Origin of the sequence: Nocardioides oceani, from assembly GCF_030412965.1 — a bacterium.
In the GTDB taxonomy this organism is placed as follows: domain Bacteria; phylum Actinomycetota; class Actinomycetes; order Propionibacteriales; family Nocardioidaceae; genus Nocardioides; species Nocardioides oceani.
This window is the reverse complement of record NZ_JAUHJQ010000002.1, coordinates 759858-779972: the sequence shown is the minus strand read 5'-3', so window position 1 is coordinate 779972 and position 20115 is coordinate 759858. Positions and strand designations below refer to the sequence as shown.

General features: G+C 73.9%; 20 protein-coding genes. 10 read left to right on the top strand and 10 right to left on the bottom strand.

Features of this window, described 5'->3' with window-relative positions:
- The first annotated feature begins 4 nt into the window (after positions 1-4).
- From QWY28_RS09305 to QWY28_RS09290, 4 genes are read left to right on the top strand one after another with little or no spacing between them, the layout of a single operon-like run.
- Positions 5-2554, top strand: coding sequence for a DNA gyrase/topoisomerase IV subunit A (locus QWY28_RS09305; protein ID WP_300952221.1), 2550 nt, complete (start codon positions 5-7; stop codon positions 2552-2554).
- A 4-nt stretch (positions 2555-2558) separates the two neighbouring features.
- Positions 2559-3278 (top strand): LppX_LprAFG lipoprotein, encoded by a 720-nt coding sequence (locus tag QWY28_RS09300; protein ID WP_300952220.1) that lies wholly within the window; start codon positions 2559-2561, stop codon positions 3276-3278.
- Positions 3275-5074, top strand: coding sequence for an MFS transporter (locus tag QWY28_RS09295; protein WP_300952219.1), 1800 nt, complete (start codon positions 3275-3277; stop codon positions 5072-5074). The genes QWY28_RS09300 and QWY28_RS09295 overlap by 4 nt, the downstream gene beginning before the upstream one ends.
- A 21-nt stretch (positions 5075-5095) precedes the next feature.
- Positions 5096-5596 carry a beta-class carbonic anhydrase gene (locus QWY28_RS09290; protein WP_300952218.1) on the top strand — a complete coding sequence of 167 codons (501 nt, stop codon included), beginning with the start codon at positions 5096-5098 and terminating at the stop codon, positions 5594-5596.
- 30 nt (positions 5597-5626) lie between these two features.
- Here the strand turns inward: QWY28_RS09290 and QWY28_RS09285 are convergent, their stop codons facing one another.
- Both QWY28_RS09285 and QWY28_RS09280 read right to left on the bottom strand, forming a co-directional pair.
- Positions 5627-7345: a glycoside hydrolase family 3 protein gene (locus QWY28_RS09285; protein WP_300952217.1), complete on the bottom strand. Its 1719-nt coding sequence runs from the start codon at positions 7343-7345 to the stop codon at positions 5627-5629.
- 56 nt (positions 7346-7401) lie between these two features.
- A complete protein-coding gene (locus QWY28_RS09280) occupies positions 7402-7983 on the bottom strand; it encodes a TetR/AcrR family transcriptional regulator (protein ID WP_300952216.1) in 582 nt (193 codons plus the stop codon).
- A gap of 64 nt (positions 7984-8047) precedes the next feature.
- Here QWY28_RS09280 and QWY28_RS09275 point away from each other — a divergent pair, with 64 nt between their 5' ends.
- Positions 8048-8719 (top strand): NAD(P)H-dependent oxidoreductase, encoded by a 672-nt coding sequence (locus QWY28_RS09275; protein ID WP_300952215.1) that lies wholly within the window; start codon positions 8048-8050, stop codon positions 8717-8719.
- A gap of 17 nt (positions 8720-8736) precedes the next feature.
- On the opposite strand, the gene QWY28_RS09270 is transcribed toward QWY28_RS09275, so the two are convergent.
- Both QWY28_RS09270 and QWY28_RS09265 read right to left on the bottom strand, forming a co-directional pair.
- Positions 8737-8961 (bottom strand): hypothetical protein, encoded by a 225-nt coding sequence (locus tag QWY28_RS09270; RefSeq protein ID WP_300952214.1) that lies wholly within the window; start codon positions 8959-8961, stop codon positions 8737-8739.
- Between the two features lie 337 nt (positions 8962-9298).
- Entirely contained in the window at positions 9299-11362 is a 2064-nt protein-coding gene (locus QWY28_RS09265; protein WP_300952306.1) for a DNA gyrase/topoisomerase IV subunit B, read from the bottom strand.
- 478 nt (positions 11363-11840) lie between these two features.
- Between QWY28_RS09265 and QWY28_RS09260 the strand changes: the two genes are divergently transcribed.
- The 3 genes from QWY28_RS09260 to QWY28_RS09250 all read left to right on the top strand — a co-directional run bounded on the left by QWY28_RS09260 (position 11841) and on the right by QWY28_RS09250 (position 13682).
- Positions 11841-12071, top strand: a complete 231-nt coding sequence (locus QWY28_RS09260) for a DUF7455 domain-containing protein (RefSeq protein ID WP_300952213.1) — start codon at positions 11841-11843, stop codon at positions 12069-12071.
- 280 nt (positions 12072-12351) lie between these two features.
- The gene (locus QWY28_RS09255; RefSeq protein WP_300952212.1) at positions 12352-12828 is read left to right on the top strand and encodes a DUF456 domain-containing protein; all 477 of its coding nucleotides are present in this window, start codon (positions 12352-12354) and stop codon (positions 12826-12828) included.
- Positions 12828-13682 (top strand): EamA family transporter, encoded by an 855-nt coding sequence (locus QWY28_RS09250; protein ID WP_300952211.1) that lies wholly within the window; start codon positions 12828-12830, stop codon positions 13680-13682. The genes QWY28_RS09255 and QWY28_RS09250 overlap by 1 nt, the downstream gene beginning before the upstream one ends.
- 78 nt (positions 13683-13760) lie before the next feature.
- On the opposite strand, the gene QWY28_RS09245 is transcribed toward QWY28_RS09250, so the two are convergent.
- Positions 13761-15215: an RNA polymerase sigma factor gene (locus QWY28_RS09245; protein WP_300952210.1), complete on the bottom strand. Its 1455-nt coding sequence runs from the start codon at positions 15213-15215 to the stop codon at positions 13761-13763.
- Between the two features lie 403 nt (positions 15216-15618).
- On the opposite strand from QWY28_RS09245, the gene QWY28_RS09240 reads away from it, so the two are divergent.
- Positions 15619-16290, top strand: coding sequence for a hypothetical protein (locus QWY28_RS09240; RefSeq protein ID WP_300952209.1), 672 nt, complete (start codon positions 15619-15621; stop codon positions 16288-16290).
- A gap of 2 nt (positions 16291-16292) precedes the next feature.
- On the opposite strand, the gene QWY28_RS09235 is transcribed toward QWY28_RS09240, so the two are convergent.
- Genes QWY28_RS09235 through QWY28_RS09220 form a run of 4 tightly spaced genes read right to left on the bottom strand, consistent with a single transcriptional unit; the run spans position 16293 to position 18066 of the window.
- Positions 16293-16874, bottom strand: a complete 582-nt coding sequence (locus QWY28_RS09235) for an HhH-GPD-type base excision DNA repair protein (RefSeq protein ID WP_300952208.1) — start codon at positions 16872-16874, stop codon at positions 16293-16295.
- Between the two features lie 22 nt (positions 16875-16896).
- A complete protein-coding gene (locus QWY28_RS09230) occupies positions 16897-17307 on the bottom strand; it encodes an immunity protein CdiI family protein (RefSeq protein WP_300952207.1) in 411 nt (136 codons plus the stop codon).
- Between the two features lie 8 nt (positions 17308-17315).
- Positions 17316-17660 (bottom strand): cupin domain-containing protein, encoded by a 345-nt coding sequence (locus tag QWY28_RS09225; RefSeq protein WP_300952206.1) that lies wholly within the window; start codon positions 17658-17660, stop codon positions 17316-17318.
- Position 17661: 1 nt separating this feature from the next.
- Positions 17662-18066, bottom strand: a complete 405-nt coding sequence (locus tag QWY28_RS09220) for a universal stress protein (RefSeq protein WP_300952205.1) — start codon at positions 18064-18066, stop codon at positions 17662-17664.
- Positions 18067-18147: 81 nt separating this feature from the next.
- On the opposite strand from QWY28_RS09220, the gene QWY28_RS09215 reads away from it, so the two are divergent.
- Positions 18148-18597 (top strand): hypothetical protein, encoded by a 450-nt coding sequence (locus QWY28_RS09215; RefSeq protein ID WP_300952204.1) that lies wholly within the window; start codon positions 18148-18150, stop codon positions 18595-18597.
- 40 nt (positions 18598-18637) lie between these two features.
- Here QWY28_RS09215 and QWY28_RS09210 read toward each other — a convergent pair whose 3' ends face one another.
- A complete protein-coding gene (locus tag QWY28_RS09210) occupies positions 18638-20101 on the bottom strand; it encodes a glutamate-cysteine ligase family protein (protein ID WP_300952203.1) in 1464 nt (487 codons plus the stop codon).
- Between the last annotated feature and the right edge of the window lie 14 nt (positions 20102-20115).

Below are 20115 nucleotides of genomic sequence, written 5' to 3'. Positions count from 1 at the left end.
CGGCATGGCACGACGTACGACTCCCCCGCCGCCCGAGGACTTCGAGGAGCACATCCTCGACACCGACATCCAGCAGGAGATGGAGTCGTCGTTCCTGGAGTACGCCTACTCCGTCATCTACTCCCGCGCGCTCCCCGACGCCCGCGACGGCCTCAAGCCCGTGCAGCGGCGGATCCTCTACACGATGAACGACATGGGGCTGCGCCCCGACCGCGGGCACGTCAAGAGCGCCCGCGTCGTCGGCGAGGTCATGGGTCGGCTGCACCCGCACGGCGACGGCGCGATCTACGACGCGATGGTCCGCATGGCCCAGCCGTGGTCGATGCGGCTGCCGTTCATCGACGGGCACGGCAACTTCGGCTCGCCCGACGACTCCCCCGCCGCCATGCGCTACACCGAGGCCCGGATGGCGCCGGCCGCGGTCGCGATGACCGCCTCGATCGACGAGGACACCGTCGACTTCCGGCCCAACTACGACAGCCGCGAGCTCGAGCCGTCGGTCCTGCCCGCGGCGATCCCCAACCTCGTCGTCAACGGCACCACCGGCATCGCGGTCGGCATGGCCACCAACTGCGCCCCGCACAACCTCGTCGAGGTCGTCCAGGCGCTGCGTCACCTGGTCAAGGACCCGCGGGCCACCCTCGACGACCTGATGCGGTACGTCCCGGGCCCCGACCTGCCCACCGGCGGCAAGATCGTCGGGCTCGACGGCATCCGCGACGCCTACGAGACCGGCCGCGGCGTCTTCAAGATGCGCGCCAGCGCCCGCATCGAGAACGTCACCGCCCGCCGCAAGGGCATCGTCGTCACCGAGCTGCCCTACGGCGTCGGCACCGAGAAGGTCATCGAGCGGATCAAGACCCTGGTGCAGGCCAAGAAGCTGCAGGGCATCTCCGACATGAAGGACCTCACCGACCGCGAGCACGGCCTGCGCCTGGTCATCGAGGTCAAGAACGGCTTCGTCCCCGAGGCGCTGCTCGAGCAGCTCTACCGGCTCACGCCGATGGAGGACAGCTTCGGCATCAACAACGTGGCGCTGGTCGACGGCCAGCCACGCACGCTCGGGCTCAAGGAGATGCTCGAGGTCTTCCTCGACCACCGGTACGACGTCGTCCGGCGCCGCTCGCGCCACCGCCGCGGCAAGGCCGCCGACCGGCTGCACCTCGTCGAGGGCCTGCTCGTCGCGATCCTCGACATCGACGAGGTCATCCAGCTCATCCGCTCCAGCGACAACGCCGAGCAGGCGCGCGAGCGGCTGATGGAGGTCTTCGAGCTGACCGAGCCGCAGGCGACGTACATCCTCGAGATGCAGCTGCGCCGGCTCACCCGGTTCTCGCGCATCGAGCTCGAGAAGGAGCAGTCCGAGCTCCAGCGCACCATCGAGGAGCTCGACGCGATCCTCGGCGACGACGCGCTGCTGCGCACGGTCGTCTCCGACGAGCTGGCCGAGGTCGCCAAGACGTACGGCACGCCGCGCCGCACCGTCCTGCTCGAGTCCGCCGGCGCCCCGGTGAGCAGCGCCGTGCCGCTCGAGGTCGCCGACGACCCGTGCTTCGTCTACCTCTCCTCCTCGGGCCTGCTGGCCCGCACCGCGACCGACGAGCCCCCCGGCCAGGGCGGCGGCCGCGCCAACCACGACGTCGTCGTCTCCGCCGTCCGCGCCACCGCGCGCGGCGACGTCGGCGGCCTGACCAGCACCGGCCGGCTCGTGCGCATCGGCGTGCTCGAGCTGCCGCAGCTGCCCGGCACCGCCAACGACCCGCACCTGGCCGGCGGCCTGCCGGTCAGCGAGATCCTCGCCCTCGAGCCCGGCGAGCGGCTGCTGGCCCTGTGCACGCTGGCCGCCGACGGGCCGGGCCTCGCGCTCGGCACCCGCCAGGGCGTGGTCAAGCGGGTCAACCCCGAGGTGCTCAACCGCGACGACTGGGAGGTCGTGCGGCTCGCCGACGGCGACGAGGTCATCGGGGCCGTGGAGCTCACCACCGGCGCCGAGACGCTCTGCTTCGTCACCACCGACGCCCAGCTGCTCCACTTCGGCGCCGACGCCGTGCGCCCGCAGGGCCGCTCCGGCGGCGGCATCGCCGGCGTCCGCCTGACCGCCGGCGCCACGGTCCTGTGGTTCGGCGCGGTCGACCCCGACGCGCCCGAGGGCTCGGTCGTCGTCACCGCCTCCGGCTCCTCCACCGCCCTGCCGGGCACCGAGCCCGGCGCGGTCAAGGTCACGCCGTTCTCGGAGTACCCGCCCAAGGGCCGCGCCACCGGCGGCGTGCGCTGCCACCGGTTCCTCAAGGGCGAGGACGCCCTGGTGTTCGCCTGGGTCGGCACCGCCCCCGCGCGCGGCGCGGCCGACAGCGGCGCGCCGGTCGAGCTGCCCCCGGCCACCGGCCGGCGCGACGGCTCCGGCGTGCCCGGCAGCCAGCCGCTCGCCGCGTGCGCGGGCCCCGTGGCGGCCCGGTTCGGCGGCCGGCCGGACGGCTCTTCCGACGGGCCGTCCGACGGGCCGTCCGACGGGCCGGAGGGCGCCGGGTCGGCGCCCGCCGGTGTGGAAGGCTGACCGCATGCTCCGCTCCGTCGTCCGGCCCGCCCCTGCCCTGCTGTCCGCCGTCGCCCTCTCCGCCGCGCTGCTCACCGGCTGCTCCGGCGGCGACGACGCCGCCCCGGTCGGCGAGGAGCGGACGCCCGAGGAGGTGATGGAGCTGGCCAAGTCCGAGATCGACGAGACCAGCGGGCTCTCCCTCACCCTGAGCACCGACGACCTCCCCGACGGCGTGACCGGCATCGTCGACGCCACCGGGATCGGCACCCACGACCCGGCCTTCGAGGGCTCGCTGACCGTGCGGATCCTCGGCCAGGACGCCCAGGTGCCGGTGGTCGCGGTCGGCGGCAAGGTCTACGCGCAGGTGCCGTTCACCGACGGCTGGCAGGACATCGACCCCGCTGAGTACGGCGCCCCCGACCCGGCCGACCTGATGAGCACCGACGCCGGGTTCTCCGCTCTCCTGCCCGCGACGACCGACCTCGAGGAGGGCGAGTCGGTGCGCGGCGGTGCGAACAACGACGAGGTGCTGACCGAGTACACCGGGACGGTCCCCGACACGGCCGTCCAGAACGTCATCCCGAGCGCGTCGGGCGACTTCGACGCGACGTACACCGTCACCGCCGAGGGCCAGCTCCGCACCGCCGTGCTGACCGGGGTGTTCTACGCCGACTCGCCGTCGATGACCTACACCATCGGCTTCGACGACTACGGCACCACCAAGGACATCACCGCCCCGTGAGCGAGGCCGCTCCCGCGCCGGCCCGGGCGGCCACGGGTCGCTCCCCGCGCCTGCTGCTCGTGCTCGCGTCGGTCGCTGTCGCGTTCGCCGCCGCCGACACCTACGTCGTCGTGCTGGCGCTGCCGGACATGATGACCGGCGCCGGGATCTCGGTGGAGCAGCTGCAGAAGGCGGCGCCGATCATCTCCGGCTTCCTGCTGGGGTACGTCGCGATGCTGCCGCTCATCGGGCGGATCGCCGACCTCCGCGGCCGCACCCCGGTGCTCGTGGCCGCGCTCGTGCTCTTCGCGCTGGGCTCGCTGGTGACCGCGGCGGCCTACGACCTGCCGAGCATGGTCGCCGGCCGCTTCCTCCAGGGCGTCGGCGGCGGCGGCCTGGTGCCGGCGACCCTCGCGCTGGTCGCCGACCTCTACCCCGCCGAGCGGCGCGGCGTGCCGCTCGGCATCGTCTCGGCCGTCCAGGAGCTCGGCAGCGTCCTCGGCCCGCTCCTGGGCGCGGTCGTCCTCTCGGTCGCGGACTGGCGCGCGATCTTCCTGCTCAACCTCGCCGTCGGCCTGGTGCTGGCCGCGGCCATCCGCTCCCTGCGCACCGCCCCGCCGCCCGGGCTCGCCGCACCACCACCGCGGCGCGGGCTGCCGGACGTCGTCGGCGCGCTGCTCGCCCTCGTCGCCCTGGGGGCCGGCGGGCTGGTCTTCCTGCGCCCCAGCCAGCTGCTGCGCGACCTGACCTGGGGCGAGATGTTCGTGCCGTACGTCGGCGACGGCCGCTGGCTCACCCCGGTCGGCCTGGTGGCGATCGGTGCGTCGCTGCTGTTCCTCGTCCGCTGCTGGTTCGCGCGGCGGCCGCTGGTCGACCTGCGCGCCTGGTGGCGCAGCGCCCGCGACGCCGACCTGACCGGCGCCCTGCTGCTGGCGGTCGCGCTCGGCGGGGTGATCCTCGCCTTCGCCACCGCCGACCCGAAGGTGCAGGTCTTCTCCGACCAGGGCCTCTGGTACCTCCTCGGCGGCGCGATCGGCGCCGCCGCGTTCGTGGTGCACGTCCGCCGCACCGAGGCGCCGATCGTCCCGGCCGGGGCGCTGCGCCGCACGCCGGCCTGGGGCGCGGTGCTGGTCAGCTTCTTCGTCGGGGCGGCCCTCATCGCCGCGCTCATCGACATCCCGCTCTTCGCCCGCACCACGATCCACCGCGACTCCCAGCTGATGGCCGCGCTGGTGCTGCTCCGCTTCCTCGTCGCGCTGCCCGTCGGGGCGGTCCTCGGCGGCTGGCTCACGCGCCGCGTGGGCGCCGGGGTGATCACCGCGGCCGGCATGGGGCTCGCCGCCCTCGGCTTCGCGCTGATGGCGCAGTGGGACGTCGACAGCCTCGAGCACCTCTCCTCCGACCTGACCCTGGTGGTCTGCGGGCTCGGCTTCGGGCTGGCGCTCGCCCCGGTCAACGCGGCCGTGCTCGCCAGCACCGACGACGACGTCCACGGCGTCGCGAGTGCCATGGTCGTGGTCGCGCGGATGGTCGGCATGCTCGTCGGCATCTCCGCGCTCACCGCGCTCGGCCTGCGCCGCTACTACGACCACCTCGAGGACAACCCGCTCCCCTCGGCCCGGGAGGTCTGCGGCGACCGCACCCGCTGCCCGGCGTACTCCGACCTCCTGGCCGCCGCCGGGATCCCCCAGGAGCACGCCGTCTTCGCCGGCGCGGCGGTCGCGGCGCTGGTCGCCGGCGCCCTCGCGCTGGTCGTCTTCCGCGGCGCGGCGACCAAGGCCGTCTCGACGGCCGAGGTGCTGCGCGCCCGCGCGTGAGCGTCCGCTAACTTCTGCTCCGTGGCTGACTCGGACTTCGACGACCTGCTCGCCGCGAACCAGCGTTTCGCGGAGACCTTCGACCTCGCCGGCTTCGACGGCGTCGCCCACGCGGGCGTCGCCATCGTGACCTGCATGGACTCGCGCATCGACCCGCTCGGCATGCTCGGGCTCAAGCCGGGCGACGCCAAGATCTTCCGCAACCCCGGCGGCCGGGTCACCCCGCAGGCCCTCGAGGCACTCGTCCTCGGGGTGCACCTGCTCAACGTGGAGCGGATCCTGGTGGTCCCCCACACCCGCTGCGCCGTCGCCTCCAGCACCGAGGACGAGCTGCGCGAGCGGGTCGGCGCCTCCGCCGGCCAGGACGCCACCTGGCAGCCGTTCCCGGTGGTCACCGACCAGCGCGCGACGCTCGCCGACGACGTGCACAAGGTGAGCAGCCACCCGCTCGTCCCGGACTCGGTGAAGATCGGCGGCTTCATCTACGACGTCGACAGCGGGCTGCTCGAGCGCGTCGTCTGAGCCGGGCCCTCGCGGCCGGTCAGCAGCCGGTCAGCAGCCGGGGCGCTCGACGCCGCTGACCTGCACCGGCAGCCGGCCGGGCGCTCGCGCCTCACCCGTCAGCACCGCGACGAGCGCGCCCATCGCGCTCGGACCGGAGCCGTACGTCGCCACCCGCACCGGCGCCGTAGAGGTGCCCAGCACCCACGGCCGGTCGGTGGCGACGACGATCCCGTCGTCGGGAGCGGTGCCGCCGGGGCCGATCAGGTGCACCGGCGTGCCCTCGACCACCTGCCGCGGCTCGATCCGCCGCCAGGCGGCCAGCCGGCGGCGGTCCTTGCGCCTGTTGCCGGTGCGCTCGGGCCGTGGCGGCTTGACGTAGCGGACGCTGCCCAGCGCCAGGCCGGCCGCGCCGGCGGCCGAGCGGAACGCCGCCACCGACCCGCTGCTGCCCAGCGGCACGACCGGCTCGCTGCTCAGCGGGCCCGAGCACGGCCCCGCGACGACGGTGACCGCGGCCGCGGAGAGCCGGCGGGCCGCTCCCGCGGCCGAGCCGGGCGCCGCGCCCCCGCCGCCGGTCGCGGCCTGGTGCTCCAGCAGCGCCACCATCCGGGCCGCCGCCTGCTCCAGCCGCCGGCGGGGCAGCCGGTCCTGGCGCACCGCCCGCACGATCGAGGCCCGCGCCGCGGCCGGGTCGGCCGGCATCAGCACGACGTCGCCGCCGGCGGCCAGGAACCGCACCGCCGGCTCCGGCCGGCCCCGCACCGCCGCCATCTCCAGGGCGTCGCTGACGACCAGCCCGCCGAACCCGAGCCGCTCGCGCAGCATCCCGTGCACCACCGGCCGCGACAGCGTGGCCGGCACGCCCGGGTCGACCGCCTGCACCGCGATGTGCCCGACCATGACGGCCGGCAGGCCCGCCTCGACCGCCGCCGCGAACGGCGCCAGGTCGACCCGGCGCAGCTGCGCGACGCTCCGGGTCTGCACCGGCAGCGCGACGTGGCTGTCGGTGGTCAGCGACCCGTGGCCCGGGAAGTGCTTGACGACCGGCACCAGCCCCGCCTCCCGCAGGCCGCGCGCCGCCGCGAGCGACTGGGCCGCGACCGCCGCCGGCGAGGACCCCGGTGAGCGGGAGCCGATCACCGGGTCCGCCGGCCCCGACGTCACGTCGGCGACGGGGGCCAGGTCGGTGTTGAGGCCGGTGCGCCGCAGCTCGCCGCCGAGCGCGCGGTAGGCCCGGCGGGTCAGCCCGCGGTCACCGGCCGCGCCGGCCGCCATGAAGGCGGGGTACGCCGTGACCGCGCCGCCGACCCGCTCGACCAGCCCGCCCTCCTGGTCGACCGCCGTCATCAGCGGCCAGCCCCGGCGCGCGTCGCGCTGGAGCGTGCGCATCGCCCCGCGCAGCGCCTCGGGACCGGCCACGTTCTCGTCGAAGACCACCACGCCGCCCAGGTGGAGCCGGCGCACCAGCTCGCTGGGCGCCCGCGTGCCGGCGTACCTCGCGACGATGAGCTGGCCGGCCAGGTCGGGCAGCCGGAGCCGGCCCACCCGCCGGGCGGCGCGGTCCAGCTCGGCGCGCGTGGGCCCCCAGCCCGGAGCCAGGCCGAGCCGCTCCGACGGGCTGGGCGGCGGCGCCTGCTCCGCGGCCGGCCGGTCCCCGGGTCGGTCGCCCGGCGGCGTACCTCCGTCGTCGGTGCAGCCCGCCACCAGCCCGACCGCGGCGACGGCCGCGACGAGCGCGCGAGCGGTACGGCGGGGACGGGCGGGCACCCGACCCATGCTGCCAGGGGTGGTCCGTCGGCGATGATTCCCGACGGCGTCGCCGCTCAGCCGTGGCGGACGAGCGCGCGCAGCGCGGGCCCGACCTGCTCGAGCGCGAGCTGCCCCTCGCCGACCAGCGCGGCGAGGCCGTGCACGGTGCCCCAGAGCGCCGCCGCCAGCGCCTCGAGGTCCTCCTGGCTGCGCCCCCGGTACTCCAGCCAGGCGGCGACGCACTCGGCCAGCAGCTGCTCGTTGCGCGCGATCAGCGGTGCGCGCTCCGGGCTCGGGTCGTCGGGCGGGCACAGCTCGGGGTCGAAGACGAGGGCGAACGCGTGCGGCCGCTCGTCCGCGAAGGACACGTACGCCGCGCCGAGGGCCACCAGCCGCTCGGCCGGGTCGGCCGCCGCGGCCGCGGCGGCCTCCTGCCGGTCGAGGAAGTCGCGCATGCACTCGTCGCCGACCGCCTTGAGCAGGCCGCCGCGGTCGCCGAAGTGGTGGTACGGCGCCGCGTGGCTCACCCCGGCCTTCCGGGCCACCTCGCGCAGGCTGATCCGCGCGGGCGGCTGCTCCTCGAGCAGCGCCGACCCGGCCTCGACGAGGGCACGCCGCAGGTCGCCGTGGTGGTAGCCGGACGAAGATCTTGACACGCGAAAGATCGTACCGCAGGCTGGCTGCACCCCAATCTTTACACCGTCAAGAAGGAGGCCCGTGATGGCCCGCACCCTCGTGATCGACGCCCATCCCGACGACCGCTCGCTGTGCGCCGCGCTCGCTGCCCGGTACGCCGACGGCGCCCGCGCCGGCGGAGCCGAGGTGGAGCTGCTGACGCTCCGCGACCTCGACTTCGACGTCCACCTGCGCCGCGGGCTCCACGCCGACCAGCCGGTCGAGCCGGACCTGCTCCGCGCTCGGGCGGCGCTCGTCGCGGCCGACCACGTGGTCGTCGTCGCCCCGGTCTGGTGGGGCTCGGTCCCCGCGCTGCTCAAGGGCTTCCTCGATCGCGCGCTCGAGCGCGGCTGGGCCTACCGCTACCGCGACAACGGGCTGCCCCAGGGGCTCCTCGCCGGCCGGTCCGCGCGGGTCGTCGTCACGACCGACTCCCCCGGTTGGTGGCTGCGGGCCCTCATGGGCGACAGCGCCGTGCGTCAGCTGCGTCGCAGCACGCTGCGCTTCTGCGGCCTCAAGCCGGTGCGCGCCACCCGGATCGGCCAGGTCCACGGCAGCTCACCGGAGCAGCGGGAGGCCTGGCTGCAGCAGGTCGCCGACCTCGGGCGCACCGACGCACGACGCACCCCCAGCCGCAACAAGCTGCTGCCGTCCGTGCCCGCCGTACCGGCCGTGCCGGGCGTGGCGGGCGACGGCCCGGCCGACGTCGCCGCCTGAGCCCGGGTTCCGGCTGCTCAGCCGGCGCTGGGCTCGTGCTGCGCGCGGACCTGCGACTCCACGACGAGGACGACCAGCGAGTTGCCGATCAGCAGCAGGCCCAGCGTCGCCAGCACCCACACCGCGCTCGCGTGGGTCCCCTCCGGCCCACCGGCCACGTGGCACACCAGCGCGACCACGAGCGTGAGGAAGCCGGACAGCAGCAGCGAGGCGCCCAGGGCGCGGGCGAGACGGTGGCTCATGCCGACGACCTACCCCCGCCGCTCCCCCGCGACACCTGCCCGTCCGCGCCGGTCACACCGTCGCGTGTGGAGCGACCAGGTGGTCGCTGAAGACCCGCCGCCGAGCCCCGGGTCAGCCGCGGGGTGTTCAGCGACCCTGGTGTCGCTTCACACGCGTCCTGCCGCGTGTGGAGCGACGAGATGGTCGCTGAACACAGGCCGACGCGCACCGGGATCAGCCGCCCATCCGCACCGCTCTGCGCAGCCGGAGGTCACGCGAGTGGCGACCGACGAGGAGTCGGCCCGGGGGTCGGCCCTTACGGGTGTCCGGGCCCCCGCGACCGACCGGACGGCGTGCTCAGGCGTCGAGCGCCTCGACGTCGACCTCGTAGGCGCCCTGGACGATGAACTCCTTGCGCGGCGCGACGTCGGAGCCCATGAGCAGCTCGAAGACGTTGGCCGCGGCGTCGGCGTCGTCGACGGTGATCCGCCGCAGCGTGCGGCGGCGGGGGTCCATGGTGGTCTCGGCCAGCTGGTCGGCGTCCATCTCACCGAGACCCTTGTACCGCTGGACCGGGTCCTTCCACTTCACGTTCTTCTTCTTCAGCTCGGCGAGCTTCCGCTGCAGCTGGTCGTCGGAGTAGGTATAGACGTACTTGTCCTGGCCCTTGCGCGGGTTGGAGATCTCGATGCGGTGCAGCGGCGGGACGGCGGAGTAGACCCGGCCCTCGCGGATCAGGTCGGGCATGTACTTGAAGAACAGTGTCGCCAGCAGGCAGCGGATGTGCGCGCCGTCGGAGTCCGCGTCGGCCATGAAGATGATCCGGCCGTAGCGACGGGCGTCGAGGTCGAAGGTGCGCCCCGAGCCCGCGCCGACGACCTGGATGATCGAGGCGCACTCGGCGTTCTTCAGCATGTCGCCGACCGAGGCCTTCTGGACGTTGAGGATCTTGCCGCGGATCGGGAGCAGCGCCTGGAACTCCGAGTTGCGCGCGAGCTTGGCCGTGCCGAGCGCGGAGTCACCCTCGACGATGAACAGCTCGGTGCGGTCGTTGTCGGTGGCCCGGCAGTCGGCGAGCTTCGAGGGCAGCGCCGAGGACTCCAGGGCGTTCTTGCGCCGCTGGGTCTCCTTGTGCTGGCGCGCGGCGATGCGGGTCTTGGCCGCACCGGCGACCTTCTCCATCACCAGCTTGGCCTGCGCCTTCTCCTGGCGCTTGGTCGAGGTGAGGAAGTCCTTGAGCTCGGCGGCGACCACGCGGCGTACGACGGTGCGCGCCGCCGGCGTGCCGAGGATCTCCTTGGTCTGGCCCTCGAACTGCGGCTCGGCGAGCCGCACGGTGACGACCGCGGTCATCCCCTCGAGGACGTCGTCCTTGGTGACGTCGTCGTCGTTGACCTTGAGGACCTTGGCGGCCTTCATCGCGTCGTTGAAGGTGCGCGTGACGGCCTGCTCGAAGCCGCCGACGTGGGTGCCGCCCTTCGGCGTCGCGATCACGTTAACGAACGAGCGGACCTCCGTGTCGTAGCCGGTGCCCCACCGCACGGCGACGTCGACGGCCAGCTCCCGCTCGACCTCCTGCGGGGTCATGTGGCCCTTGTCGTCGAGCAGCGGCACGGTCTCGGTGAACGTGCCCGAGCCCTGCAGGCGCAGCACGTCGGTGACCGGCTCGTCGCTGGCGAGGAAGTCGGTGAACTCGGTGATGCCGCCGTCGTGGCGGAACTTCTCCTCCACCAGCTCCGGCCCCCGCATGTCGCGGATGACCAGCTCCAGGCCCGGCACGATGAACGACGTCTGCCGCGCCCGGGTCACCAGCTCGTCGTAGACGAAGCCGGCGTCCTTGGTGAAGATCTGCCGGTCCGGCCAGAACCGGATCCGCGTGCCCGTGCGGCCCTTGGCGACCCGGCCGCCCTTGCGGGTCAGCCCGGACCGCGCCTCGAAGTCGGCCGCCGGGCCCTCGCCGGTGAAGACGCCGGGGACGCCGCGGCGGAACGAGATGCCCTGGACCGCCGGGGTCCGCTCGACGTCGATGTCCATCCGCGTCGACAGCGCGTTGACCACCGACAGGCCGACGCCGTGGAGGCCGCCGGTGGCGACGTACGACCCGCCGCCGAACTTGCCGCCGGCGTGGAGCTTGGTCGCCACGACCTCCACGCCCGGAAGGCCGGTCTTCGGCTCCTTGTCGGTCGGGATGCCGCGCCCGTCGTCGTGGACCTCGGCCGACCCGTCGGGGTGCAGGGTGATCTCGACGCGGGCCGCGTGGCCGCCGAGGGCCTCGTCGACGCCGTTGTCGATGATCTCCCATAGGCAGTGCATGAGTCCGCGGGTGTCGGTCGAGCCGATGTACATCCCCGGGCGCTTGCGGACCGCCTCGAGGCCCTCGAGGACCAGGAGGTGCGCGGCGTTGTAGGTGTTCTCGGCGATCGTGGGGCTCCTGCGGTGGGGCGGTGAGAGGCGCCCGGTACGTCCCGGGCGATCCGTCGGCGGTGCGGCTCCGAATCTACCTACGACACGCCGCGGGCCCACGCAGCCACGCCCGGTCCGGCCACCACTACGGTGAGCCGCAGCACGACCAGCACACGCACCACGCACACGCACCACGCACGCGCAGCACAGCAGCACCCGCCCAGCACGCGGGACGTCACGATGCGGACACGATCCACCTCGGGTGGGTGGTTCCGGCACCGGGACGACCCGCACCGCGTCACACTTCGTAGGACCAGTCGTTACCCCCTCAACGGGTGAACGTGGTCCGGACAGCACCGTCCGGGGCATGGAAACCCCGCGATCGGGCAACACTGTCCGTGATGAGATCGACGTGTCGGGCACCACGTGGCCGCGGGAATCCTTGGCCCCGCCTCTACGTTGAGCAAGACACCGAGACACAAGAAATGAGGCCGATGTGACCACCACCGTTGCACCCAGCGCCCCGCTGACGGCTGCGGACCGCTGCGACCGTTGCGGAGCCCAGGCCTACCTCCGTGTGGAGCTCCAGACCGGCGGAGAGCTGCTGTTCTGCGCCCACCACGCACGCGAGCACGGCGACAAGCTCAAGGAGATCGCGGCGAACGTCGTCGACGAGACCCACAAGCTCTCCGGCACCTCCGCGGTCGCTCCCGACGACGAGAGCTGACCAGACCAGCCCACCCAGACCTCGACGGCCCCGGACCACGTCCGGGGCCGTCCGTCATTTCCGTGGCCGGCCCACGACCGCTGATCCTCGGCGCCCCTGACCTGTGTCAAGCGACCACCGGGACGCTGCACATGCGGCAGAACGCGTGTGAAGCGACCGCAGGGTCGCTGAACACCCCCGAGCGCGCGAGAGACCGGGCGGGCCAAGCCCACGTCGCGCCGTGGACGCGGACCAGTGGCGACGCGGGTGGCCACGTTGGCCGGCGTGGGAGGGTTGCCCGGTGAGCCTGCTCGAGGTCCTGGTCGCCGTCGCGATCGCGGTCGGCGTCGTCGGAGTGCTGGTCCCCGTCCTCCCCGGCACCCTCCTGGTGCTCGGCGCGGTGCTGGTCTGGGCCGTGCAGGTGGGCGGCGGGACCGCCTGGACCGTCCTCGCGGTCGTGGCCGCGCTGCTCGCGCTCGGCGCGGTCGTCAAGTACGCCGTCCCGGGCCGTCGCCTCAAGGACGCCGGCATCCCCGGCTCGACGCTGGCGGTCGGCGGGCTCCTCGGGGTGGTCGGGTTCTTCGTCGTCCCGGTCGTCGGGCTGCTGCTCGGCTTCGTGCTGGGCGTCTACCTCGCCGAGCACCGCCGGGTCGGCGCCGCAGCCGCCTGGCCCTCCACCAGGCACGCGCTGCGCGCCGCCGGCCTCAGCATCCTCATCGAGCTCCTCGCGGCGCTCGCGGCCGCCGTCGTCTGGGGCGTGGGGGTCGTCCTCACCTGATGGGGGTCCTGCTCGCGCTCGGCGCCGCGCTCGCCTACGGCGTCGGTGACTTCGTCGGCGGCTTCGCCTCTCAGCGGGTCTCGGCGTGGGCGGTCGCGCTGACCGCACAGGTGGGCGGCGCCACCGCCGTCCTCGTGCTGGCCATGGTCGTCGACGGCTCCCCCACCTCGACCGACCTCGCCTGGGCGGTCCTCGGCGGCCTCGGCAACGGTCTCGGGACCGCCTTCCTCTACCGCGGCCTCTCCTCGGGGCGGATGGGCGTGGTCGCCCCGGTCTCGGGTGTCGCCGCGACGCTGCTGCCGGTCGCCGTGGGAGTCCTGTCCGGGGAGCGGCCGAGCACCCTGGTCTGGCTCGGTGTCGTCTCGGCCGTGCCGGCCATCTGGCTGGTCGCCCGCGACCCCGCCGCCGGGGCCCGGCAGCCGGACGACGGCCTCGCGCCGCGGCGTACGGCAGGGGTGGTCGACGGCCTGCTCGCCGGCCTCGGCTTCGGCACCCTCTTCGCCGCCCTCGCCGAGATCCCCGAGGAGGCCGGCCTGCTGCCCCTCGCGGTGAACCAGCTCGTCGCCGGCGCGGCCGTCGTCGCGGTCGCCGTCGCGGCCCACGCCCCCTGGGTGCCCCGCCAGCGGGGCGCCGCCCTCGGCCTGGTCAGTGGCCTGCTCGGCGCGACCGCCACCGGCTGCTTCATGCTCGCCACCCGCGAGGGCTACCTGACCGTCGCGGCCGTCCTGACGTCGCTCTACCCCGCCGTCACCGTCGTGCTGGCGGCCGTGCTGCTGCGCGAGCCGGTCCACCGCAGCCAGGCGGTCGGGCTCGCGCTCTGCGCCGGCGCGGTGGTCCTGGTCGCCGCGGGCTGACCCGACCACCGGCACGAACGACGAGAGCCCCGCACCTCCGGCGGGAGGTGCGGGGCTCTCGTGCGCGGCCGGGGCCGCTCAGTCCAGGTAGTCGCGCAGGACCTGCGAGCGCGACGGGTGCCGCAGCTTGGACATGGTCTTCGACTCGATCTGGCGGATCCGCTCGCGGGTCACGCCGTAGACCTTGCCGATCTCGTCGAGCGTCTTGGGCTGGCCGTCGGTAAGGCCGAAGCGCATGCTCACGACGCCGGCCTCGCGCTCGGAGAGCGTGTCGAGGACCGCGTGCAGCTGCTCCTGCAGCAGCGTGAACGACACGGCGTCCGCGGGGACGATGGCTTCGGAGTCCTCGATGAGGTCACCGAACTCGCTGTCGCCGTCCTCGCCGAGCGGGGTGTGCAGCGAGATCGGCTCGCGGCCGTACTTCTGGACCTCGATGACCTTCTCGGGGGTCATGTCGAGCTCCTTGGCCAGCTCCTCCGGCGTGGGCTCACGGCCCAGGTCCTGGAGCATCTGGCGCTGGACGCGGGCGAGCTTGTTGATGACCTCGACCATGTGCACCGGGATGCGGATGGTGCGGGCCTGGTCGGCCATCGCGCGGGTGATCGCCTGACGGATCCACCACGTGGCGTACGTCGAGAACTTGTAGCCCTTGGTGTAGTCGAACTTCTCGACCGCACGGATCAGACCGAGGTTGCCCTCCTGGATCAGGTCGAGGAAGAGCATGCCGCGGCCGGTGTAGCGCTTGGCCAGCGAGACGACGAGGCGCAGGTTGGCCTCGAGCAGGTGGTTCTTGGCGCGTCGGCCGTCCTCGGCGATCCACTCGAGCTCCTCGAGGAGCTTCGGGGTGATCTTCCCGCCCTTCGCGAGCTTCTCCTCCGAGAACAGGCCGGCCTCGATCCGCTTGGCGAGCTCGACCTCCATCTCGGCGTTGAGCAGCGGGACCTTGCCGATCTGCTTGAGGTAGTCCTTGACCGGGTCCGCGGTCGCGCCGGCGACCATGACCTGCTGCGCGGGCTCGTCGGTCTCGTCGGCGGACGACACCACGAAGCTGGAGGTCGCCGTCGCCTCCTCCTCGTCCGCCTTGATCGTCGGGTCCTGGGCGACGTCCTTCTCGAACTGCTCGTCCGGGACGTCGGGCAGGATCTTCTTGCCGTCGGGGCCGATCACCGGGGCCGCGGCCACCGGAGCGGCCACCTGCTCCTCCGCCGGGGCGGCCGGGGCCGCGGTGGCAGCGGACGCGGCCTTCTTGGCCGGCGCCTTCTTGGCGGTCTTCGCCGTGGTGGTCTTGCGGGCGGTCGTCGCCGCGACGGCGCGATGGGCGCTGGCGCTCACGTCGACGGAGATGCCCAGGGAGCTCAGGTGCGCCAGCAGCGACTTGAGGTGCCGCGGCTCGACGGCCGCGTCCTCACTGGCCTGGCGGACATCCTCCGGGCTCAGGCTGCCCGACGGCTTACCCCGCTCGATGAGGGCCACGACGGCTGGGTGCGAGAGCACCTCGGCAGGGATCTTGCGCGCGGTCGAGGACACGAACACCTCTCGTCAACTGACTGTGGAGCAACGGCGGGGCGACTCTCGGGCGCAGCAGAGCCCGCACACGTCAAGAGCCGCGATCTCATTCTGCCACGGGCCCGGTGAGGGCACGGCATCAGGAGGCGATTCGGCAGCGCACGGAGGCGTACTGGTCCAGAACGGCGGGTGTCCGGCGGGTGACGAGGACGCGACACCGCGGACGTCCGGGCCGTCGACCGCACCGGAGCGACCCGTGCCGAGTGACGCACATCAAGCCCTGATGGCGCTTCGGCGACCGCGGTCGAGGGCAGGGGCTGGCCGGGGTCGCAACGTCGCGACCGCCACCGACCCGACCGATCACGGCCCGCCTCGGCGTGCCGCTCCCGCCGACAGCGCCGCCCTCCAGCGGCCGTCCCCGGAGGACCCCATGGCCGACCTGGTCACCCCGCAGCTCTCCCGGCGTCAGCGCGTCGTCCTCGTCGTCGCCCTCGTCCTGTCCCTGCTCGCCACGGCGGCGCTGGTCTTCGGGCCCGCCCGCGGTGCCCGCGAGGACATCGGCGAGGTCAGCCGCGACCTCGCCTCGACCGATGTCGGGGTGCACCGCACCCTGGGCGTCTCGCGGCACACGCTGGCCGAGCTGACCCGCCAGCTGCGGACCACCCGCCAGTCGCTGCAGGTGCAGCGTGAGGGGCTCGACGTCGCACGGACCTCCCAGGAGATCGCCGGGAGCACGGCGCAGTCGACCGACTCCATCGAGCGGCGTACCGACGAGGTGCTCCGCACCGTCCAGCAGGTGATCACCGCGCTCGGGCCGCTGCAGGACCTCCGCGGTGACCTCGACTCGGTCGTGGCCGGAGTCCAGGCCGGCGTGAAGCTGGCCCGCACCACCCTGGGCCTCGCTCGTCAGACCCTGGCCGACGGCGCGGAGGCGCTCCAGGTCGCCCGCTCGACCCTGGCCACGCTGCGCCGGTCCGAGCAGGTGCAGCGCGAGCTGCTCCGAGTCGGGCAGCGCACCTTGGCGGAGGTCGAGGAGATCAATCGCAAGATCCCCGTGCCGCCGGTCTTCCCCTCAGGACGGCTGGCCGCCGGGAGCCGTTGAGCTCAGGCGCGCGCCGCCTTGGCGGCGGCCTTCTTCTCCTTCTTGAAGTCGCGCACCTTCTGCAGCGAGTCACCGTCGACCACGTCGGCCACGGAGCGGTAGCCCTCGAGCGCGTAGTCGCCGACCGCCTGCTCCCAGCCGTCGGGGCGCACGTCCAGCTGCTTGGCCAGCAGCGCCACGAAGATCTGCGCCTTCTGCTTGCCGAAGCCCGGCAGGTCCTGGACGCGCTTGAGCAGGTCCTTGCCCGTGGTCGCCTCGGTCCACAGCCGCTCGGCGGCGCCGTCGTACCGCTCCTGGACCAGCGCCGCGAGCTCCTGCAGCCGCGCGGCCATCGAGCCCGGGAAGCGGTGGATCGCCGGCGGCGTCGCGCACCCGGAGGCGAACTCCTCGGGGTCCGCGGCCGCGATCCGGGCCGGGTCGAGGGTGCCGAAGCGCTCGAGGACCTTGGCGGGGCCGCGGAACGCGTGCTCCATGGGGTACTGCTGGTCGAGCATCATCCCGACGAGCAGCGCGAAGGGGTCCTCGGCGAGGACGCGGTCGGCGGTCTCGTCACCGGTGATGTGGATGGCAGGCGTGCTGGACATGGCGTCATCCTGCCCGAGCCGCTCACGAGGGCTCGTAGGTGACGGTGAAGCGTGCGTCGAGCTCGGCGCGCAGGCGCTCGACGAGGGCGCGCGCCTGGCGGTCGAGGCCGGCGTACGCCTCCTCGGTGCGCATCTCGGGGTGGGCGTCGAGGTGACCCATGCGCTCCCCCCACGCCGCCAGGTCGGCGACCAGCGCGTCGCCCAGCCCGAGGGCCTCGCGCAACCACGCGGGGTCGTCGTCGAGCAGGCCGTGGTCGTCCCACAACGGCACCTGCACGCCGTAGTCCCAGAAGAACCGCAGCTCGTCGCCGTGGACGGTGTGGTCCGGCTCCCCGTCGTCGGGCGACCAGGCCTCGGGCGGGTGCGCCGACCAGTGCGGTCCGGAGGGGTCGCCGAGGACCGGCGACAGCGACTCCTCGTCGCGGCCCGCCACGGAGGTGCTCAGACGGGCGGCCGGGTGCCGGTGACGACCGTGAGGAGGACGGCCGCGTCGGTGACCGCCTCCAGGTCGTGGCGCTCGAGCGGGAGGACCAGCAGGTCACCCTCGGCACCGTTCCAGGTGTCGGCGCCTGCGTGGAGCCGCACCGAGCCGCGCAGGACCTGCAGCGTCGCCTCGCCCGGGGACTCGTGCTCGCCCAGGGTCCGCCCGGCGACGAACGCGATGAGCGTCTGGCGCAGGCGGTGCTCCTGACCGCCGTACGTCGTGTGGGCGCTGCGACCGGCCTCGGCGCTCCGCGCCCGCTCGAGGTGCTCCTCGACCAGCGAGGTCAGCGACGCGGCGTGCACGTCACTCGCCGGACTTCACCGCGAGGACGGGGCACTTGGCGTCGAGCAGGATCCGCTGCGCGTTGCTGCCGAGGATGAGCTTGCCGACCGGTGAGCGGCGGCGCAGGCCGATGACGATCAGCTCGGCGTCGTTGGCGTCCGCGATGCTGATCAGGTCCTCGGCGGGCTCGAACCCGCGGATGAGGTGTCGCACCTCGTGCTCCACCCCGGCGCCCTCGAGGCGCGACTGCACGACGGCGAGCTCGGCCTCGGCGGCCTCGGCGGCCTCCCGGTCGAGGTCCGGGCCACCGCGGTGGGAGTTGACCACGACCAGCTTCGCCCCTCGCAGCCTGGCCTCGTCGATCGCCGTCGCCAGGGCCGCCTCGCCCTCCAGCTTCGGCACGTAGCCGACCACCACGGTTCCCATGCGCGGCACGGTAGCCCATGCGCGGTGAGCGCCTGTGGAGAGCGTGAGCGGAGCGAGGCGGTCGCGGGGGACGCTGGTCGGGTGCAGAGCGCTCCCCCGTCCCCCGAGGCCGGCGTGCCGGTGGCCGTCCCGGCCGAGCTGGGCCGGCTGCTGCGCCGTGCGGTGCTGGAGCACGCCCGCGGCGAGCGGCGCCGGGTGCACCTCCCGCTCGTCCACGTGGGCGTGCCCGGCGGGGCCGAGCGGGTGCTGGCGGTCCGCCCCGAGGACCGCCTGGACCACGCTCTGCGGGCGGACGCGGTCGCGGCGATGCGGGCCGCGACCCGACGTGCGCTCGGCAGCGAGCCGTTGGTGTGGCTGACCCGCACCGGTCCCCTGGAGCTCCAGGACGTCGACGCGGCCTGGCTGGCCGCGGCGCGGACGGCGTACGCCGAGGCCGACGCGGTGCTGGTCATGGTCGTCGTCAACCGCCGGGGCTGGTGGGACCCCCGCTCGGGCGCCGGACGTACCTGGCAGCGCCTGCGCGAGCGCTGACCCCGCCCCCGAGGTCAGCCCCCGAGATCAGTCCCCGAGATCAGCCCCAGGTGTGCACCGGCTCGTTGGTGTGCATCCGCTCGCGGTACTCCAGCAGCGTCGCGCGCAGCGCGTCGTACCGGTCCTCCGCCGACCGCTCGTGCATCCGGCCCGCGAACCACTCCGCGCCGTTGACCCCGGTCGAGCAGCGCCCCTCGATGATGCCGAGCAGCCGGTCCGACTCGGCGCTGTCGACGCCCCACGCGTCGAGCCCGGCACGCGCCATCGGCAGCAGCCGGCGCAGCACCAGCTCGGTCGCGCGGACCTGCCCGACGCCGGGCCAGTAGACGTGCGCGTCGATGCCCTGCTGGGCGGCGACGTGGAAGTTCTCCTCGGCCGCGCTGAACGACATCTGCGACCACAGCGGCCGCTCGCTCTCCGCGAGGTGGCGGACCAGGCCGAAGTAGAACGCGGCGTTCGCCGCCGTGTCCGCGACCGTCGGACCGGCGGCCAGCACGCGGTTCTCCACCCTCAGGTGCGGGACGCCGCCGGCGATGTCGTAGACGGGCCGGTTCCAGCGGTAGATCGTGCCGTTGTGCAGCCGGAGCTCGGCGAGGTTCGGGGTGCCGCCGCCCTCGAGCACGGCCAGCGGGTCCTCGTCGTCGGTGATCGGCAGCAGCGCCGGGAAGTAGCGGACGTTCTCCTCGAAGAGGTCGAAGACCGAGGTCACCCACCGCTCGCCGAACCAGACCCGCGGGCGCACGCCCTGCGCCTTGAGCTCCTCGCTGCGGGTGTCGGTCGCCTGCTCGAAGAGCGGGATCCGGGTCTCGCGCCACAGCTCCCGACCGAGCAGGTACGGCGAGTTCGCACCGACCGCGAGCTGCACCGCCGAGATCGCCTGCGAGGCGTTCCAGTACGACGCGAACTGCGCCGGTGAGGTCTGCACGTGGAACTGGGTGCTGGTGCACGCCGCCTCGGGGACGATCGAGTCGGTGGTGGTGAGCAGCCGCTCCGGGCCGTCGATGGAGATGGAGATGTCCTCGCCGCGGGCGGCCAGGATCTGCTCGCTCAACAGCTTGTAGCGCGGGTTCGGGCTGAGGCTGTCGGGGTTCATGTGCTCACCGGTGAGCGTCGGGAGGATCCCGATCATCACGAGGTGCGCCCCGACGGCCGCCGACTTGGACTCGGCGTCGTTGAGGCTGCGCCGCAGGTTCTGCTCGAAGGTGGTCAGCCCGCCCTCGCGCAGGCGCGCGGGCGGCACGTTGATCTCGATGTTGAACTGACCGAGCTCGGTCTGGAAGTCCGGGTCGGCGATCGCCTCGAGCGCCTCGGCGTTGCGCAGCGCCGGGTCACCGAGCTCGTCGACCAGGTTGAGCTCCACCTCGATGCCCGTCATCGGGTCGTCGGTGTCGAACCGCGAGTCGCGCAGCATCCGCGCGAACACGTCCAGGCAGCGCCGGACCTTCTCGCGGTGGCGCGTGCGGTCGGCCCGCGAGAACTCCTGGGCGTCGACCTCCTCACCCATGGTGGCCACCCCTC

Bases quoted from the DNA above. Each gene is read 5' to 3' on its own strand.
- QWY28_RS09305 (WP_300952221.1), top strand. From the start codon at position 5: ATGGCACGACGTACGACTCCCCCGCCGCCCGAGGACTTCGAGGAGCAC.
- QWY28_RS09300 (WP_300952220.1), top strand. From the start codon at position 2,559: ATGCTCCGCTCCGTCGTCCGGCCCGCCCCTGCCCTGCTGTCCGCCGTC.
- QWY28_RS09275 (WP_300952215.1), top strand. From the start codon at position 8,048: ATGGCCCGCACCCTCGTGATCGACGCCCATCCCGACGACCGCTCGCTG.
- QWY28_RS09270 (WP_300952214.1), bottom strand. From the start codon at position 8,961: ATGAGCCACCGTCTCGCCCGCGCCCTGGGCGCCTCGCTGCTGCTGTCC.
- QWY28_RS09250 (WP_300952211.1), top strand. From the start codon at position 12,828: ATGGGGGTCCTGCTCGCGCTCGGCGCCGCGCTCGCCTACGGCGTCGGT.
- QWY28_RS09240 (WP_300952209.1), top strand. From the start codon at position 15,619: ATGGCCGACCTGGTCACCCCGCAGCTCTCCCGGCGTCAGCGCGTCGTC.
- QWY28_RS09235 (WP_300952208.1), bottom strand. From the start codon at position 16,874: ATGTCCAGCACGCCTGCCATCCACATCACCGGTGACGAGACCGCCGAC.
- QWY28_RS09220 (WP_300952205.1), bottom strand. From the start codon at position 18,066: ATGGGAACCGTGGTGGTCGGCTACGTGCCGAAGCTGGAGGGCGAGGCG.
- QWY28_RS09210 (WP_300952203.1), bottom strand. From the start codon at position 20,101: ATGGGTGAGGAGGTCGACGCCCAGGAGTTCTCGCGGGCCGACCGCACG.